Origin of the sequence: Nonomuraea monospora, assembly GCF_039531895.1 — a bacterium.
Taxonomy (GTDB): Bacteria; Actinomycetota; Actinomycetes; order Streptosporangiales; family Streptosporangiaceae; genus Nonomuraea; species Nonomuraea monospora.
On sequence record NZ_BAAAQX010000010.1, the window covers coordinates 215355 to 231689 of the forward strand.

17 protein-coding genes and 1 pseudogene are annotated in these 16335 nt (G+C 72.6%); 8 read left to right on the forward strand and 10 right to left on the reverse strand.

Translation table 11 applies throughout. The features are described 5' to 3' along the window. Positions 1-38 precede the first annotated feature (38 nt). From ABD331_RS21840 to ABD331_RS21850, 3 genes are all read left to right on the forward strand, one after another. Complete coding sequence (locus tag ABD331_RS21840) at positions 39-1022, forward strand: RNA polymerase subunit sigma-70 (protein ID WP_344477576.1); 984 nt, start codon at positions 39-41, stop codon at positions 1020-1022. Between the two features lie 62 nt (positions 1023-1084). Continuing rightward, positions 1085-1672: a maleylpyruvate isomerase family mycothiol-dependent enzyme gene (locus ABD331_RS21845; protein ID WP_344477578.1), complete on the forward strand. Its 588-nt coding sequence runs from the start codon at positions 1085-1087 to the stop codon at positions 1670-1672. A 176-nt stretch (positions 1673-1848) separates the two neighbouring features. Then, positions 1849-2625 carry a maleylpyruvate isomerase family mycothiol-dependent enzyme gene (locus tag ABD331_RS21850; RefSeq protein WP_344477580.1) on the forward strand — a complete coding sequence of 259 codons (777 nt, stop codon included), beginning with the start codon at positions 1849-1851 and terminating at the stop codon, positions 2623-2625. A 43-nt stretch (positions 2626-2668) separates the two neighbouring features. Here the strand turns inward: ABD331_RS21850 and ABD331_RS21855 are convergent, their stop codons facing one another. The 5 genes from ABD331_RS21855 to ABD331_RS21875 all read right to left on the reverse strand — a co-directional run bounded on the left by ABD331_RS21855 (position 2669) and on the right by ABD331_RS21875 (position 6183). Next, positions 2669-3289 carry a dihydrofolate reductase family protein gene (locus ABD331_RS21855; RefSeq protein ID WP_344477582.1) on the reverse strand — a complete coding sequence of 207 codons (621 nt, stop codon included), beginning with the start codon at positions 3287-3289 and terminating at the stop codon, positions 2669-2671. Continuing rightward, positions 3289-3780 carry an SRPBCC family protein gene (locus ABD331_RS21860; protein WP_344477584.1) on the reverse strand — a complete coding sequence of 164 codons (492 nt, stop codon included), beginning with the start codon at positions 3778-3780 and terminating at the stop codon, positions 3289-3291. Before ABD331_RS21860 ends, ABD331_RS21855 begins: the two co-directional genes overlap by 1 nt. Then, positions 3780-4127, reverse strand: a complete 348-nt coding sequence (locus ABD331_RS21865; protein ID WP_344477586.1) for an ArsR/SmtB family transcription factor — start codon at positions 4125-4127, stop codon at positions 3780-3782. The genes ABD331_RS21860 and ABD331_RS21865 overlap by 1 nt, the downstream gene beginning before the upstream one ends. Positions 4128-4172: 45 nt before the next feature. Then, positions 4173-5123 (reverse strand): alpha/beta hydrolase, encoded by a 951-nt coding sequence (locus tag ABD331_RS21870; RefSeq protein WP_344477588.1) that lies wholly within the window; start codon positions 5121-5123, stop codon positions 4173-4175. Between the two features lie 133 nt (positions 5124-5256). Beyond that, positions 5257-6183 (reverse strand): NADP-dependent oxidoreductase, encoded by a 927-nt coding sequence (locus ABD331_RS21875; protein WP_344477590.1) that lies wholly within the window; start codon positions 6181-6183, stop codon positions 5257-5259. Positions 6184-6318: 135 nt separating this feature from the next. On the opposite strand from ABD331_RS21875, the gene ABD331_RS21880 reads away from it, so the two are divergent. Further along, a complete protein-coding gene (locus ABD331_RS21880) occupies positions 6319-6858 on the forward strand; it encodes a MarR family winged helix-turn-helix transcriptional regulator (RefSeq protein ID WP_344477592.1) in 540 nt (179 codons plus the stop codon). Positions 6859-6938: 80 nt separating this feature from the next. Here ABD331_RS21880 and ABD331_RS21885 read toward each other — a convergent pair whose 3' ends face one another. Beyond that, positions 6939-7826 carry an SDR family oxidoreductase gene (locus tag ABD331_RS21885; protein ID WP_344477595.1) on the reverse strand — a complete coding sequence of 296 codons (888 nt, stop codon included), beginning with the start codon at positions 7824-7826 and terminating at the stop codon, positions 6939-6941. Positions 7827-7889: 63 nt separating this feature from the next. On the opposite strand from ABD331_RS21885, the pseudogene ABD331_RS60990 reads away from it, so the two are divergent. Both ABD331_RS60990 and ABD331_RS21890 read left to right on the forward strand, forming a co-directional pair. Further along, positions 7890-8000: pseudogene (locus ABD331_RS60990) on the forward strand (helix-turn-helix domain-containing protein); the annotation flags it as partial. 33 nt (positions 8001-8033) lie between these two features. After that, the gene (locus ABD331_RS21890) at positions 8034-8384 is read left to right on the forward strand and encodes an SbtR family transcriptional regulator (RefSeq protein WP_425566020.1); all 351 of its coding nucleotides are present in this window, start codon (positions 8034-8036) and stop codon (positions 8382-8384) included. A 25-nt stretch (positions 8385-8409) separates the two neighbouring features. Here ABD331_RS21890 and ABD331_RS21895 read toward each other — a convergent pair whose 3' ends face one another. Next, positions 8410-9555 carry an FAD-dependent oxidoreductase gene (locus ABD331_RS21895; RefSeq protein ID WP_344477597.1) on the reverse strand — a complete coding sequence of 382 codons (1146 nt, stop codon included), beginning with the start codon at positions 9553-9555 and terminating at the stop codon, positions 8410-8412. 158 nt (positions 9556-9713) lie between these two features. On the opposite strand from ABD331_RS21895, the gene ABD331_RS21900 reads away from it, so the two are divergent. Then, on the forward strand, positions 9714-10331 hold the full coding sequence (locus ABD331_RS21900; protein WP_344477599.1) for a TetR/AcrR family transcriptional regulator: 618 nt from the start codon (positions 9714-9716) through the stop codon (positions 10329-10331). Here ABD331_RS21900 and ABD331_RS21905 read toward each other — a convergent pair. The 3 genes from ABD331_RS21905 to ABD331_RS21915 form a co-directional block, all read right to left on the reverse strand. Next, the gene (locus tag ABD331_RS21905) at positions 10279-10599 is read right to left on the reverse strand and encodes a RidA family protein (protein ID WP_344477601.1); all 321 of its coding nucleotides are present in this window, start codon (positions 10597-10599) and stop codon (positions 10279-10281) included. The two genes, ABD331_RS21900 and ABD331_RS21905, sit on opposite strands and share 53 nt — an antisense overlap. An 11-nt stretch (positions 10600-10610) precedes the next feature. Further along, positions 10611-12104: a carboxylesterase/lipase family protein gene (locus tag ABD331_RS21910; protein ID WP_344477603.1), complete on the reverse strand. Its 1494-nt coding sequence runs from the start codon at positions 12102-12104 to the stop codon at positions 10611-10613. A 111-nt stretch (positions 12105-12215) separates the two neighbouring features. Then, positions 12216-13253, reverse strand: a complete 1038-nt coding sequence (locus tag ABD331_RS21915; protein WP_344477605.1) for an MBL fold metallo-hydrolase — start codon at positions 13251-13253, stop codon at positions 12216-12218. Positions 13254-13448: 195 nt separating this feature from the next. On the opposite strand from ABD331_RS21915, the gene ABD331_RS21920 reads away from it, so the two are divergent. After that, entirely contained in the window at positions 13449-16202 is a 2754-nt protein-coding gene (locus tag ABD331_RS21920) for a helix-turn-helix transcriptional regulator (protein ID WP_344477607.1), read from the forward strand. Positions 16203-16335 lie beyond the last annotated feature (133 nt).

Genomic DNA, 16335 nt, shown 5'->3' on the forward strand with positions numbered 1-16335 from the left:
GTTCGGATGCGCACGTCAGGAACGGTCATCATGGAGGGATGGACGTAAAGGGCGGATCCGACTCGTTGGTGCCGATGCTGGAGTCGTTGCGCGGCCCCTTGACCGGGTACTGCTACCGCATCCTCGGCTCGTCGAGCGAGGTGGACGACGCCGTGCAGGAGACCATGATGCGCGCGTTGCGGGCCATCGAGAGTTATGACCCGGACCGGGCGGCGCTCTCCACCTGGGTGCACAAGATCGCGACGAACGTCTGCCTCGACATGATCCGCAGCGCGCAGCGGCGGGCGCTGCCGTGGGACCTGGGCCCGGCGTCGAACGGCAACCCCGACATCGGCGCCCCCCTCCCCGCCGCACGGTGGGTGGAGCCGATGGCCGACTCCCGGTTGATCGGAACGGCCGACCCGGCGTCCGTCGCGCTGCGGCATGAGACGTTGCGCCTGGCCTTCATCACCGCTCTGCAGTGGCTGCCGCCACGCCAGCGGGCCGTGCTGGTGCTGCGGGACGTCCTCGGGTTCACCGCCGCGGAGGCCGCCGAGGTGATGGAGACGTCGGTGGCGGCGGCGAACAGCGCGCTGCAGCGAGCGCGGGCGACGCTGGAGCAGCACCGGCCGCGGCCGGCCGACACGCCGGAGCCGGACGACGTGACCCAGCGCGATCTGCTGGAACGCTACGTCAAGGCGTTCCAGACGCACGACGTCCACGAGCTGGTCGCCGTGCTGGCGCACGACGCCCGGTCGGGGATGCCGCCCTTCTTGTGGTGGCTGGACGGGTCGGCGCCCATCGCCGCGGCGGTGTCGATGTCGGATGCGTGCGCCGACGACCGCCTTGTCCCCGGCGGGCGCGCCAACGGGTGCTGGACGCTCGGCCAGTACCGGCCGGACGCGAACGGGGTCCTGACGCCCTTCGCCCTGCTGGTGCTCGAACTCCGGGACGGGCGGATCAGCGAGATCGTCACGTTCCTGGGATGGGGTGACCGGTTCGCCGAGTTCGGGCTGCCTGAACGGCTCGAAGACCGCCGATGAGTTCAGCGGCCTTCCGCCGTACAAGGGGCGACACGTCCACCACGGCTCCGAAGGCAACCCTCATGTCACTCACCGACGCAGAGCTGAAGCAGCACATCCACGCCGAGAGAGAACGACTGGCCGACCTGCTCGCCGGCCTCCCCGACCCGGCTTGGGACACCCCGTCCCTGTGCGCGGGGTGGCGGGTTCGCGAAGTCGTCGCTCACGTCACGGCGCCGTTCCGCACGAGCCTGCCCCGCCTCGTCGCCGGGCTGGTCGCGGCGCGGTTCTCCTTCGACCGGTACGCCGACCGGGCCGCCCGTGAGGACGCCGCCCGGATGCCGGCCGCCGAACTCCTCGCCTGCCTGCGCGCCAACATCACCAACGAGTGGCGGCCGCCAGGCGGGGGGCTCGCCGGAGCGTTGAGTCACGACACCATCCACGGCCTCGACATGACCGAGCCGCTGGGGCTGCCGTCCCCTCCGCCCGAGCGCGTGGCCCTCGTGCTGGCCAGTGCGGACAAGCGGAGCCTGGCCTACTTCGGGGTGGACCTCGCGGGCAGGCAGTTGCGGGGCGCCGACGCCGACATCCGCCTGGGGGAGGGGGAGCCCGTCGAGCTGCCGGTCAAGGACATCCTGCTGGTCGTCACCGGGCGACGGCCGCTCGGGTGAGCCCCATACCTGATCGCGCCTCCCCGCTGGCCCTCGAATCAGCCGGTGCGTGACGCCGGTGCGGTGAGGCCATCGTGAAGCCGATCTGAAGCAACTGCTTGGGACTGTTGCGGCATACTGCCCTCCGGGCGGCCCGCGAACTCCGTAGAGCTCACATCGCACGTGGAGGTGCAGCGATGGACACATCCGCATACGTGAAAGCCGTTGTCGAACAGACGAGCATCCTGGCCGACTGGGTGCACGGCAGGGACGCGACCACCCCGGTGCCGACCTGCCCGAAGTGGACGCTGGCCGATCTCGTCGACCACGTCGGCGGGACACAGCGCATGGTGGCCATGCTCGTGGGCGAGCAGATGAGCGAGCCGAGCGAGGCGTACGCGGGCTACGTTCCCGGCCCCGCCGATTCGGGCCAGTGGCGCGCCTGGCTGAGCGACGGCGCGGCCATGGCGGCACAGGCGTTCGCGTCCGTCGCCGACGACACGCCGGTGTGGGACCCGTCGGGCGGCGCCGCGGGCGTGCCGTTCTGGTCACGCCGGCTGTTCGGCGAGGCCTGCGTGCACCGCGCGGACGCGGCCGTCGCGCTCGGCATGCCGTACGAGCTGGCGCCGGAGCCGGCCGTCGCGGCCCTGGAGGACTGGCTGGCCACGCTGACCTCCCGCGGCTACTGGGAGAACGTGCCGGGCTTCGCCGACGCGATGCGCGGGGACGGCCAGAGCCTGCACTTCCACGCGACCGACGCGCCGGGGGAGTGGGTGGCACGCCGGGAACAGGACAGGGTCGCGCTGGAGCGCACACACGCCTCGGCCGACGTAGCGGTCCGCGGCCCAGCGGTCGACCTGCTGCTCGTGATCAGCAGACGCCGCAGCCTGGACGCGGCTCCCGCGCTGGAACCGCAGGGGGATCGGGCGCTGCTCGACCACTGGATCGAGCACATGGACTGGGTCACCGGCTGACGCCCTTCTCCGCCACCCGCGAGCGCCACCCCCGGCAAGCCGGTTACCGCTTCCGGACCGCGTAGGTCAGGTGGGTCGCCCGCCGCGTCGGCTCCGCGCGTACCTGCTCCAGAGCCACCCGCCCCGCGTCCACCCCCTCGAACAGGCGGATCCCGGCGCCGAACAGCACGGGCGACAGCGCGACCGAGAACTCGTCGATCAGGCCGGCGTTCACGTACTCCAGGATCGTCGCGCCGCCGCCCGCGATGCGGACGTCGCGGTCGCCGGCGGCCTCGCGGGCCTGGTCGAGCGCGGTCTCGATGCCGTCGTTGACGAAGTGGAAGACGGTCCCGCCCGGCCGCTCCCAGGGGTCACGCTTCTCGTGCGTCACGACGAACACCGGCGTGTGGAACGGCGCCTCCTCCGGCCACATCTCCTCCCCGGCGTCGAACATGCGCTTGCCCATCACGCTCGCGCCGGTGCGTTCGAACGTCTCCCGCGCGAGGTCGTTGTCGCGGCCCTCCTCGCCGCCCCCGCCGAGCTTCAGGTTCTCCCGGAAGAACCGCGTCGGGAAGATCCACCGCTGCAGCTCCATCCACTGCTGCCCCATCAGCTCGCTGAGGGACTCGGGCGCGATGAAGCCGTCCAGCGACATCGACACGCTGAAGAACACCTTCCCGGCCATCAGCCTTCCGCCCCCTTCCGGACGAGCTCGGTGACGTAGGCGGCCAGGTTGTTCAGGGTCTGCCGCCCGCCCTCGACGGCGTGGTACTTCTCGACCGCTTCGTCGCGCAGCTGCTTGGTGGGGAAGATCGTGCGCATCTCGATCCGGGTGGCCGCCCCGTCGGGGGCGAAGGCGAGGATCGACGCGAAGGCGTTCGGGTCGTCGCGGTGCTCGCCGTGCAGCAGCGTGATCCTCTCCGGCGGGACGATCTCGGTCCAGGTGATCCACTCCTGGTAGTCCGTGCCGTCCGGCCCGTGCATCACGAAGTCCCACACGCCGCCGGCGAGGAACTCGAAGGAGCGCGTCGTGGTGCTGAACCCCTCCGGCCCCCACCACCGCGACAGGTGCCGCACCTCGGTGAACGCCTCGAACACCAGCTCCCGTGGGGCGTCGATGACGCGGGAGATCACCACCTCGCGGTCGGCCGTCGCTCCCGGTCCCGTCTCGCTCATCACTTGCTTCCTTCCTGACTCGCCTGCTTGAGGTCCTGCACGTACGCGTCCAGCCGGTCGAAGCTCTCGTTCCAGAACCGCTCGAACCCGCCGGTCCACTCGTGAACCGGGCGCAGCCCGCGGGCGTCCAGGCCGTACAGGCGCTGCTTGCCCGCCTTGCGGTCCCGCACCAGCCCGACCTCGCGGAGCACCCGCAGGTGCTTGGACGCCTGCGGCTGGGTCATCCCCAGCTCCTGGGCCAACTCGGTCACCGGCCGCTCTCCCGATCGCAGCAGCGCCAGGATGTCCCGGCGCTGCGGCTCGGCGATCGCGTTGAAGACGTCCGACGTCGTCGCTGCTCGTGCCACGGGTGCCATCATATGCCTATATGGGCATGCGTCAACCGGGCCGCGTCACAGGGAGGTCAGGACGCGGACGCGGTCGGCGATGACGCGGCGGGCGACATCGGAGGTGTGGGCGATGGACTCGAACTCGTGCGGAACCCCCGGGTGCAGGTGAAATTCGACCTCGACCCCCGCTCTGGCGAGCCGCAGCGCGTAGGTGAGGTCCTCGTCGCGGAAGATGTCGAGCTGGCCGACCTCGATGTAGGCGGGCGGCAGTCCCGCCGGGTCGGCGACGCGGGCGGGCGCGGCGGTGGCGGGCACGTCCGGCCCGCCGGCCGCCTCGCCCAGGAGCGCGCCCCAGCCGGTGGCGTTGTCGTCGTAGGTCCACAGCGCGAACGGGGTGATGTGCGGGTCGGGGGTGGTGGTGCGGTCGTCGAGCATCGGCATGATGAGGATCTGCCGGGCGATGGCGGGGCCGCCGCGGTCGCGGGACAGGATCGCCAGGGCCGCGGCCAGGCCGCCGCCCGCGCTGTCGCCCATGACCGCGATCCGGGCGGGGTCGACGCCCAGGTCGGCGGCGTGCTCGTGCAGCCAGGTCAGGCCGGTGTAGGCGTCCTCGACCGGGACGGGATGGGGGTGTTCCGGGGCACGCCGGTAGTCGACCGACAGGATCGGCGTGCCGCTGGCCGACACGTACCGGGCGACGGGTCCGTCGAACAGGCCGACCGTGCCGAGGATCATGCCGCCGCCGTGCAGGAACACCGCGGCCGGGCCGGGGGCCGCGCCGTCCTTGGCGTACCAGCGCAGCAGGATCCGCGTGCCGTCGGCGGCGGTGGCGTGATGGTCGGTGATCGTGACGTCGGCGGGCATCGGCTGGGCGGCGCCGGCGTGGGCGATGACGCCCTCCAGGACGGCGCGGCGGGTGGCCACGTCGCCGACCGGCGGCGGGGTGGAGCCGGCGGAGGCGGCGGCCATCGGCGCGAGGGCCTGGGCGACTTCGGGGTCGAGGGTCAGGGACATGGCGTTTCTCCTGGAGAAAGAGCGGGGAGGCGGTCAGAGGAGGAGGACGGTCCTGCCGGACAGGCGCCCGGTGACGGCCTCGGTCAGGGGATGAGGACGGTCTTGCCGGGCGGGCGTCCGGTGACGGCCTCGGTCAGGGGATGAGGACGGTCTTCCCGGGCAGGCGTCCGGTGACGGCCTCGTCGTGGACGGCGGCCAGATCGGCCAGGGGACGGCGGGCGGCGACGCCGATCGCCAGCGTCCCGGCGTCCACCCGGCTGACCAGCTCGGCGAGCTGGGCGGCGTCGCTGCGGGCGAACACCCGCACCGCCCGCACGCCCCGGGCGGCGTCGTCGCGGCCGGGTGTGGTGGTGCTGACGAACACCCCGCCGTCGGCGACGAGGCCGGCCAGCGCCTCGGTCTCCTCCGGCGAGGTGGTCACCAGGTTGAGGACGACGTCGAACCGCTCGCTGGTCTCGGTGACCGGCGTGAGCGTGTAATCGATGATCGTCTGAGCGCCGTAGGAGCGGACCCGCTCGACGCTGCGGGGGCTCGCGGTCGCGGTCACCACGGCGCCCGCCTGGACCGCGAGCTGGACGGCGTACCCGCCGACCGCGCCGCCCGCCCCGTTCACCAGGACGCTCTGCCCGGCCTGCAAGCCCGCGTGCTCGGCCAGCGCCTGCCATGCCGTCAACCCCGCCGACGGCAGGGCGGCGGCGTCGGCCAGGTCCACCGTCCGGGGCGCGGCGGCCAGAACCCCGGCCGGAACGGCCACGTACTCCGCCGCCGCGCCGGGGGCGTTCATCGGCAGGAACGCCACGACCGGCTCACCTTCCCGCCAGCCGGTGACGCCTTCTCCGACCTCCGCGACCGTCCCGGCCACGTCGATGCCCGGGATGTGCGGGAAGGACACGGGGAACACCTGCCGCAGGTAACCGGCCCTGATCGCCACGTCGACCGGGTTGAACGAGGTCCCGGCGACCTTCACCACGACCTGCCCCGGCCCCGCGACGGGACGCTCGGCGTCCTCGTGGACCAGGACGTCGCTGTCACCGTGGGCGTGGTACCGCACTGCCTTCATCGCTTACTCCTTCACTCGGTTGCTTCGAACTCGAAGCATGTGAAGACAGTAACCTGCTTCGAACTCGAAGCAATACCCCTGAAGTGTGTGACGATCGCCACAGTGCTTTGAATTCGAAACATGTACGGTGGGGGAGTGAACGACCGCCGCACCCACCCGCCCGTGAGCGCCGACACCGGCGACGTCCAGCCGCTCGACCCCGGACAGCTGGAGGCCTACTTCGTGCTCCTGGAAGCCGTCAGCCTGCTCCAGCACCAGGTCGAACAGCAGCTACGCGCCGAAGGCGACATCACCTACGTGCAGTTCCAGCTCCTGGCGCGCCTCGTCCACGCGCCCGGCCCGCTCACCATGACCCAGCTCGCCGACGGCGTCGTCTACAGCCGCAGCGGCCTCACCTACCAGGCCGGCCTGCTGGAGAAGAACGGCCTCATCGCGCGCGGCCCCTGTCCCGACGACGACCGCGCCACCCTCGTCACCCTCACCCAGGCCGGCAGCGACCTGTTCCGCCGCGTCCTGCCCGGCCACGTCGAGGTCTCCCGCGCCCTCCTGTTCGACCCCCTCACCGACCGGGACGTGCACCACCTCGGCGACATCATGACCCGGGTCCGCGACCACATGCGCACCCTGCCGCCCCGCTCCGCCGCACCCCGCAAACGCCGCACGACCCCGTCCTGACGCGGTTGCGGGATGACACGTGGCGTGAGCTGCCGACGGCCAAGGCCGTTGATCCGCTTCCCGGGAGAGTGATCTCCGGGTCACCGCCCGCTTGACGACGGCAGGGCGGCACGCAGAGCGTCCACGTTCGCGGTCAGGAACTCCTCGAACGTGCGGGCCGGCCGCCCGGTGAGATCCTGCACCGCGGTCGTGGTGGCGGCGAGGGCGCCGGATGCCACCTCCTGCGACAGCACGCTCACACCGTCGGCGAACCCAGCCGGAAGCCCCTGTTCCCGCAGCGCCGCGGAGAGTTCGGCGGGCGACAGGTCGAGGCACTCCACGGGCCTGCCCAGCACGTCCGAGATCTGTGCGGCCACCTGGGCCTGGGTGAGAGCCTGCGGGCCGGTCAGGACGAAGGTCTCGCCCCGGCCGTACGGCCCGGTCAGGAGCGCGGCGGCGCAGTCGGCGATGTCCTGGCAGTCGATGTAGGACACGGCGCCGTCGCCATAGGCGCCCAGCAGCCTGCCGTCGGCGGTGAAGGAGCCTGCCCCTGTCAGGAAGTTCTGCATGAACCCGCTGGGTTGCAGCACTGACCAGGCGACCCCCGACTCCTCCAGATGGCGCTCGATCTCCCAGTGCGCGCCCTCCGCGAGCCTGCCGCCTTCGTGGGCGCGCCACACGGAGATCTTGACGATCCTGGACACTCCGGCGGACCGCGCCGCGTCGATGGCGGTCTTCTGCTGCCGGATCATCGGCTGCTCGCCCAGCGCCGGTTGTGCGCCGCCGGCGTTGAGGAACAGCCGGTCCACGCCCTTCATCGCGGCGGCGATGGAGGCTTCGTCGTCGAAGTCGCCCACGACGAAGTCACACCCCAGCGCGTGGCCCTTGCGCTCGTCCCGGACCAGCGCCCTGAACGGGACGGCGTCGCGCTGGAGGCGCCGCACCAGGTGCGTGCCGATGGACCCGGTGGCTCCGGTAACCAAGATCATGATCAGTCCTCCGCAGGGCATGGGGGATCACCGCCCAGTAGCTGAGGCAGTCTCGCGGCGGCCGACTCCGCCTTCCGCGAGCACGGCGTAGACGCGTCGCTGGAGAGCATCGCCCGCCAGGCGGGCGTCGCGATCGGCACGCTGTACGGACACTTCCCCAGCCGCCGCGCGCTGGTCGGCGCGCTGCTCAGGGAGCGCAACGAAACCCTGTTCGCGTACGGGGACAGGCTGGTCGCCGAACTGGAGGGCCCAGAAACGCTCTCCAGCTGGGTGAACGCCGTGATCGAGCACGCCGCCACCTACAGCGGGCTGGCGGACATGCTGATGAACGGCCTGGACGACGAGGCGTCCGAGCTGCACGCGTCCTGCCTGCGGATGACCGGCATCGGCGAGCGGCTGCTCGCCGAAGCCCGCGAGCGTGGAGTCGTCCGCCCGGAGGTGACGGGCGTCGATGTGTTCGCCCTGATCAACGCGGCCGCCTGGATCCGCGAACAGTCGTCGCGGGAGGACGCCGGACGTCTCGTCCGCTTCACGATCGACGGCTTCTCGCCCCGCTGAGCGGGCGTAGGGGGCCATGGGTCGGTTACGGCTGTTGGTCGTTGTGTCCGCCGAGGTGGGCCTGCATGTCGTCGGCGTCGAACAGGTCGTCCGACAGCAGGTCGGCGGCGTGTCCGTCGAGTTCGGCCTGCAACTGGTGTGAGCGGGGGAGCATGGTCTTCTCGTAGGCGCGGAGCGCGTCGCCGACGGTGGCGTGGCCGGCGATGGCGAGGGCGAGTTCGGTGGCGTCCAGCATGGCGAGGTTGACGCCGACGCCGAGCGGGGGCATGAGGTGGGCGGCGTCGCCCAGCAGCGTGATGGTGGGGCTGGGCTGCCAGGTGTGGGGGACGGGCAGGGCGTTGATGGGGCGTTCGAGGTAGGGGCCGTCGTTGTCGGTGATGATCCGGCGCAGGCGGGGTGACCAGTCGCGGTAGCGGTCCAGGAGCAGGGCGCGGAGGCCGGGGGTGTCGTCGTGGGTGAGGCCCGCCTGGGCGAGCCAGTCGAGGGGAACCCGCTGGATGAGGTAGACGCGGATGTGGCCGCCGCCGTTGTGCTGGGCGAACATGCCGCGCTCGCCGTCGGCCGCGACGGCGCTGCCGTTGCCGACCAGGTCGGCGATGTCGGGGTGCTGGTCGTCCACGTCGTGGAACCACGCTTCGACGAAGGTGATGCCGGTGTACTGGGGCAGGGCGGGGGAGATCGCGGCGCGGACCTTGGACCACGCGCCGTCCGCGCCGATGACGAGGTCGGCTTCAGCGGTGGTGGCGTCGGTGAAGCGCAGCAGGCCGGGGCCTTCGACGGAGTCCAGGGCGCGGCCCCAGCGGACGGTGCCGGGGGTGAGGGAGCTCAGCAGCATGTCGCGCAGCACGCCGCGCTCGATCTCGGGACGGACGGCTTCGCCCTCGTCGGGGATGTGGTGGAAGCCGAGCGTGGCGTCGGCGGCGTTGAGCCGGCGCATCTCCTGGCCCTCTGGGCGGCTGAGCCGGAAGAACTCCTCCAGCAGCCCGGCCTCCCTCAGCGCGAGCTGGCCGCTGTCGATGTGCAGGTCCAGGCTGCCGCCCTGGTTGCGGACGCCGGGAGCGGCGTCGGCTTCGTAGACGGTCACTTCGATGCCGTGCCGTTGCAGGATGCGCGCGCAGGTCAGGCCGCCGGGGCCTGCGCCGATGATGGCGATGCGGGGTGCGGTGTTCATGGTGGTGCTCCTGGTGGGTGAGGGCTCAGGCGTTCGCGGGGGTGGGTGCCTTGCCGGAGGCGAAGCTCCCATCGGCCACGCCCACAAAACCACAGCAACTCAAAAAGTGCAACAACTCAACTTTTGAAGCCGTACAACAAGTGGTGTAGTCTGCTTTTATGCTCGATGACAGTGAAGTCGCATCCGCGGAGCAGGCGCCGCCCGCCATGGGCCGCCGCGAGCGCAAGAAGGCCGCCACCCGCCAGGCCATCGCCGACGCCGCCCTGCGCCTGTTCCTGGAACGCGGCTACGACGACGTGGGCATCCGCGAGATCGCCGACGCCGCCGACGTGTCCACCACCACGCTGTTCAAGCACTTCCCCGTCAAGGAAGCCCTCGTCTTCGACGAGGAAGCCGCCGGCGAGGCCCGCCTGCTGTCGGCGGTGCGCGATCGTCCTCCAGGCCAGTCGATCCCGGCCGCCCTGCGCGAGCACGCCCTGCGCCACCGCCGTCTCGCGGGCACCGGCGATCCCGACTTCGCCGCCTTCCTCGAACTGGTCGACAGCACCCCCGCGCTGCGCGACTACCACCAGGCCGCCTGGCTGCGCCACACCGCCGCACTCGCGCGGGTCATCGCCGAGGAGAGCGGCCTGCCCGCGGACGACCCGGCCTGCACCGCCCTGGCCCACTTCGCGCTCGAAGCGCCCAGCGCCGTCCGCGGCCGGCCCGGCACCCACCAGGCCCTCACCCGCGTCTTCGACCTCCTCGAACGCGGATGGCAGAACATCGCCCCCTAGTACGGCGGCGGGGTATGGCCGATCGTTCACAGTCCGCACCTCCGAGCAGCCCCGGCGGAAGCCCCATGTAGACGGTGGTGCGGGCGGGGAAGGGCTCGCCGACAGCCGCCGCGTACTGCGCGGTCTGCTCGGCGACCGTGGCGCCGGCGACCTCGCCGGTGTCCGGATCGAGGGGGAGCTGTCCGGAGACCTGCAGGACGGGGCCCTTGCGGACGGCCTGGGACAGCGGGGCCGCCGGGTTCCCGGTGGTGATGACGGTTCTGCTCATGGTGTTCCCTTTCAGAGGTTCCAGGCCTGGCGTTCCTGGGCGCGGGGGTCGTCGACCTGGGTCCACTCCGTGTCGATGCGCATGGTCGCCCTGCGCTCGGCGTCGTACGGCTCCCAGCCGGGATCACCGGTCCTGGCGAACCGGATCCAGGTCTCGTGGACGCGGGCGGCGAGTTCCGCGGGGGCCTTGCCGGGGCCGAGCATGGCGTTAGGGCCGTTCAGCTCGGGACGATCCGCCACGTCGAAGACGAAGGGCAGCTCGACCGCGTGGGTGGCGCCGAGCTCTCCGCCCAGGGCCTGCGAGCGCCAGGCGAACTCGTAGGCGTAGGTGCCCGAGCCGGGATGGGCGGCGTGCGCGCCGGCCAGGGCGCGGCTGCCCGCGCCGAACAGGGCGTCGCCCATGATGGCGGAGCGCAGTTCGGCGGACGACGCGCCGGGGCGCGACGCGCGGTAGGCCTCGACGAGCCGCGCCGGATCGGGGTGGGAGCGCGCCGCCGCCTCGTGGACGTCGGCGGCCGTCGAGGTGGCGTACCTGCCCACCGGAACCAGGTACAGGTTGCCTTCTTCGGCGTTGGTGCCGACGAGCAGATCGACGCCCGAGCCCAGGCCGGCGGCGACGGATGCGGCGGGCTGGGTGTCGAGGACGAGGCTGAACGGGCTGAGCCCGATCAGCGGGTCGCGGTGCGTCGCGGTCCGCAGGTCGAGACCCGCGAGCCGGGAGGCGGCCTCGACCAGGCGCTCGTCGGAGACGTCCGCGAACGCGCCGGCATCGGGCTCGACGCCCAGAGCCTCGGCCGCCGCCTTGGTGACACGGGCGGCCTGCTCGGCGGTGAACGCGCCAAGGCCGCCGCCGCTCTGCACGATCGCCCGCCGGAACAGCCCGTCGGCGCCGGGGTTGGCGAGGACGCCGCCGACGATGGTCGCCCCGGCCGACTGGCCGAAGAGGGTGACGTTGCCCGGGTCACCGCCGAAGGCGGCGACGTTCTCCCGCACCCAGCGCAGCGCGGCGACCACGTCCAGCAGGCCGCGGTTGGCGGGCGCCCCCGGGAGGTCGAGGAACCCGGCGATGCCGAGCCGGTAGTTGAGGGTGACCAGGACGACGCCGTCGCGGGCGAACGCCGAGCCGTCGTACAGCGTGGACCGCGTCGAGCCGGCGACGAACCCGCCGCCGTGAACGAACACCATGACAGGCAGCCCGCCGCCGCCCTCGGCGGGCGCGTGGACGTTGACGGTGAGGTAGTCCTCCCCGCGGCTCCAACCGGCGCCGAAGTAGGGGGACATGTCCACCGTCCCCAGCGTGCGTGCGGACTGCGGCGCGTTGGGGCCGGGCGCCGTGGCGTCCCGCACGCCGTCCCACGGCTCGTGCGGACGCGGCGCCGCGAAACGGCCCGCGCCGCGGGGCGGGGCGGCGTACGGGATGTTCACGAAGGTGCTCACCGCGCCTCGGCGCAGGCCGCGGACGGCTCCCTGCGCGGTGGTGACGACGGGGCCGGGGTGGTGGTTCACGGTGGTGCCTTTCCGCAGGGTTCAGGCCTGCTCGGTGTACGGGACGAAGGGCGCCCAGCCCTTGACGGCGAACCGCGGCAGGCAGGCCCTGCGCAAGGACTCCAGCGCCGGTCAGATGCGGCTGAAACCCGCCCAGCTCTTGATCTTGAAGTTGCCGCCGCTGCGCTCCACCTCGGCCGCGCCGTGGCCGGGAAGGTGCGCGGGCAGGACAAGGGCCTTGTGGTCGGCCGCCCACTCCAGCTCGCGGCGCCGCGTCGCGAGCGCCTGCTTCTCGTCCTCCTCGAAGCAACTGTTGAACTCGGGGTGTTCGAGCTGCAGCGGCGTGTGAAGCAGGTCGCCGATGAACACCGCTCTGTCGGTGCCCGACTCCAGCCGGATCACGGACGAGCCGGGCGTGTGCCCGGCGGCGAGGTCCAGCCTCAGGCTGGAGTCGAGGGTGTACGAGCCCTCCCACAGCTTCACCAGGCCCGCCTCGCGCACCGGGAGCACGCTGTCCTCCCAGACGTTCTGGTTGCCCTGCCAGTACTTCGGCCGCACAGGGCCCTCGGGGTTCCAGAAGTCGAACTCGACCTTCGGGATCAGGTAGGTGGCGTTGGGGAAGGCAGGCACCCAGTCGCGGCCCTCGCGCCGGGTGTTCCAGCCGACGTGGTCGTTGTGCAGGTGGGTGTTGACGACGACGTCCACGTCCTGCGGCCGGACGCCCGCGCGGGACAGCCGGCGCAGGAAGCCGGTGTCCATGTACTGCCACTGCTTGGCGTACGGACGGAACTTGTCGTTCCCCGCGCCGGTGTCGATCAGGATCGTCCTGCCCTCGCTGCGCAGCACCCAGGTCTGCAGCGCGGAGTTGACCATGTCGGTGCCCGGCTTCCAGAAGTCGGGGCTCAGCCAGCTCTTGTTCTCCTGCCACAGCTCCTCGGGGCTGCCGGGGAAGAACTGGCGCGACGTCAGGCCGACGGGGCCGCTGTACTCCACGACGCGGGTGACGGTGACCTTGCCCAGCCGGATCGTCTCGACGCTGGTCCGGCTCCCGAGGGTCGCGGCGGCGTCGGCGGGCCGGGCCGCCGCACTGCCCAGCAGCCCGGCGGCGCCGATGCCCGCTGCGATTCCGGCGAAGCCGCGCCGGCTCAGTGAAGGCTGCACGCTGTCCATTTATGCACTCCGATCGGGTAACGCCCGGACCGTGACAGGCCGGGTACCCACCATCGTGCGGATCGCGGGCGCCGACCGGTATCAGTCACCCGACTGCACCTCGATCCCGGCAGGTCAGGGCCGTCGGAATATCCCGGGTGGCGCACGCGTTGCAGGCCCATTGAATTGCCCGGGACAATTGCGTGGTGGTAAAGAGTGGAAAGGCCGACAGTGGGCCGGGAAATCGAGACCGCGGAAATCACGCGCCGGCTCGCAACTGACCGATCCCGCGCAGAGGTGCTGATTCTCACGGGCGACCCGGGCACCGGCAAGAGCGCGCTGCTCGACCTCGCGATCGGCCACGCGCGGCGCCAGGGCGAACGGGTGCTGCGGGCGGTCGGCAGCGAGTCCGAGTCGCGCCTCGGGTTCGCGGGCCTGCACCAACTGCTCCGCCCGGTGCTCGGCGAACTGGACGGCCTGCCGCCCCGGCAGCGCTCCGCGCTCCGGACCGTACTCGGGCTGGACGAAACGACCGAGGCCCCCGACGGCATGCTCGTCGGTTCGGCCGTTCTCACCCTCGTCTCGGACCTGGCGCCGCTGCTCGTGGTGGTCGACGACGCCCAGTGGATCGACCGCGCGTCGCTGGACGTCCTGTCCTTCGTGGCCCGGCGCCTGGACGGCGAACCCGTCACGCTGCTGGTGGGCGTGCGCGCCGACGCCCCGCTCCCGGGGCTCGACAAGGGGTACGAGCGCCTGGAGCTCGTCCCGCTGAGCGCGGAGGCGGCCAACCGGCTGCTCGACCGGCAACCGGCGCCGCCCACCGGCCGGGCCCGGGTGCGCATCCTGCAAGAGGCGGCCGGCAACCCGCTGGCCCTGATCGAGTTCGCCCGCGCCGGCGTGGCCCGGCACTCCGGCGGCAGCGGCGTGGAGAGCCCGCTGCCGCTCACCGACCGGCTGGAGCGGATCTTCGCGGAGCAGGCGCGGTTCCTGCCGGAGCCGACCCGCCGCTCTCTGGTGCTGCTCGCCGCCGCCGATCCGGCGGACGCGCCGACGGCCTCACGCGGCCTCCCCGAGGCCGGGGACCAGGCGTGGGTTCCCGCGGAGCGGGCCGGTCTCGTACGCCAGGACGGCGTCCGGATCTCCTTCCGCCACCCGCTCATCCGCTCGGCCGTCTACCACGCGGCCTCCTTCGAGGAACGCAGGCAGGCGCATCTCGCGCTCGCGGCACTGAGCGAGGAGCCCGACCGCCGCGCCTGGCACCTCGCCGCCGCCACCACCCGTCCCGACTCGTCCGTGTCGGACGCCCTGCGGCAGACGGCCGACCGGGCGCGGCGCCGGGGCGGGTACGCCGCTGCCGCCGCCGCCCTGGAGCGTGCCGCTGAGCTGAGCCCGCGCCGTGCCGATCGGGCGCGGCTGCTGGCGGAGGCCGCCGGCCTGGCCGTCCTCACCGGTCAGCTCGGCTGGGTGGAACGGCTGGCCGCCGAGGTGCGCGAGCACAGCGACGACCCGGCCCTCATCAGCAGGGCCTCGCTGGCCGCGGGGCAGCTCATGGCCCTGCGCAGGAACCACGCGGCGGCCTTCGCCTCACTGACCCGCATCGCGAAGGAGGCGGCCACCCACTCGTCCCGTGTCATGGACGCGCTCGCCGCGGCGGCGGTGGTTCGCTACTACTCGGGCGAGGAGTCCCAGCGGCAGCAGCTAGAGACCCTGCTCCCCGCCCTGCCGGACCCCACCGTCAGGGACGCCCTGCGCGCCTGGGTGCAGGCCGTCTCCGACCCCCACGGCGCGGGCGCCCGCCTCACCCCGGAGCTGCCCGCACTCATCGCCGGAGCCAAGGGCGACGCCGCCCTGCTGACCGCGCTCGCCGTCGTGGCCTGGATCCTGGACCAGACCGCCCTGGCCGCCAAGACCTTCGACGAGGCGTACGACCGCTGGCAGGCGAGCGGCGCGCTGCCGGACGGCCTGGGCAGCGCCGTCGGCTGGACGTACCTGGAGCAGGGCAGGTGGGCGGAGGCCCGCGCGGTGGCCGCCGAGATCGCGGCGGTGGCCTCGGCGGCCGGGCTGGATCACGCCGAGGCGTGCGCGCAGGTGCTCGACGCGACGGTGCTCGCGCTGCTCGGCCGGGCGGCCGAGGCGCGACGCGGCGCCGAGCGGGCGCTGGCCCTTGTCGATCCGCTGGAGAGCCGCTCCATCGCGGCCTCCGCCCGCCGCGCCCTCGGCCTGGCGGCTGTGGCCGAGGGCGACTACGACACCGCCTACGCGCAGTTCCGCGCCGCCTTCACCGACGACGGCGAGCCGGTCCACTACCACGTCTCCTACACCGTCCTGGCCGAACTCGCCGCGGCGGCCGTCCGCAAGGGTCGGCAGGAGGACGCCGCCGCACTGCTGGAACGAGCGGCGCGCCGCCTCGGCACGGGCATGTCGGCGCGGATCGCCGCACTGCTCGACCGGGGCCGCGCCCTGCTCGCCGACCCCGGCCAGGCGGAACCGTACTTCCAGGCGGCGCTCGCGGACGACGCGGGGGAGCAGTGGCCGTTCGAACGGGCACAGACCCTGCTCGACCATGGCGAGTGGCTCAGGAGGCAGCGGCGCATCGCCGAGGCCCGCCCGCTGCTGACCACGGCACTCGAGACCTTCCAGCGGCTCGGCGCGCGGCCCTGGATCGAGCGGGCGCAATCAGAGCTGCGCGCCGCCGGCATCGAGGCCGCCGCCGGCGTGGTGCCCGGCGCCCTCACCGAACTCAGCCCGCAGCAACAGCAGATCGTCCGGCTCGCGGCGCGCGGCCTGACGAACCGGGAGATCGGGGACCGGCTCTACCTCTCACCGCGTACCGTCGGCTCCCACCTCTACCGGGTGTTCCCCAAGCTGGGGATCACGGCCCGGTCGCAGCTCCGCGACGTCATCGAAGGCGCCCTGCCCGGTGACCACGCGCCGGCCGAGGTGCGCGCGGTCCTTACGCCTCGTGCGTGAGCCGTGAACTTCACCTGGGGGAATCGCGACATCCGCCGGTGAGAAACCTGGCCTGCCCGTCCGGCGTTGATGTTGTTGTGGCGTACGTGGTCCAGCCCGGCACCCACGGGCCGCGTAAAAAAGACAACTTGCC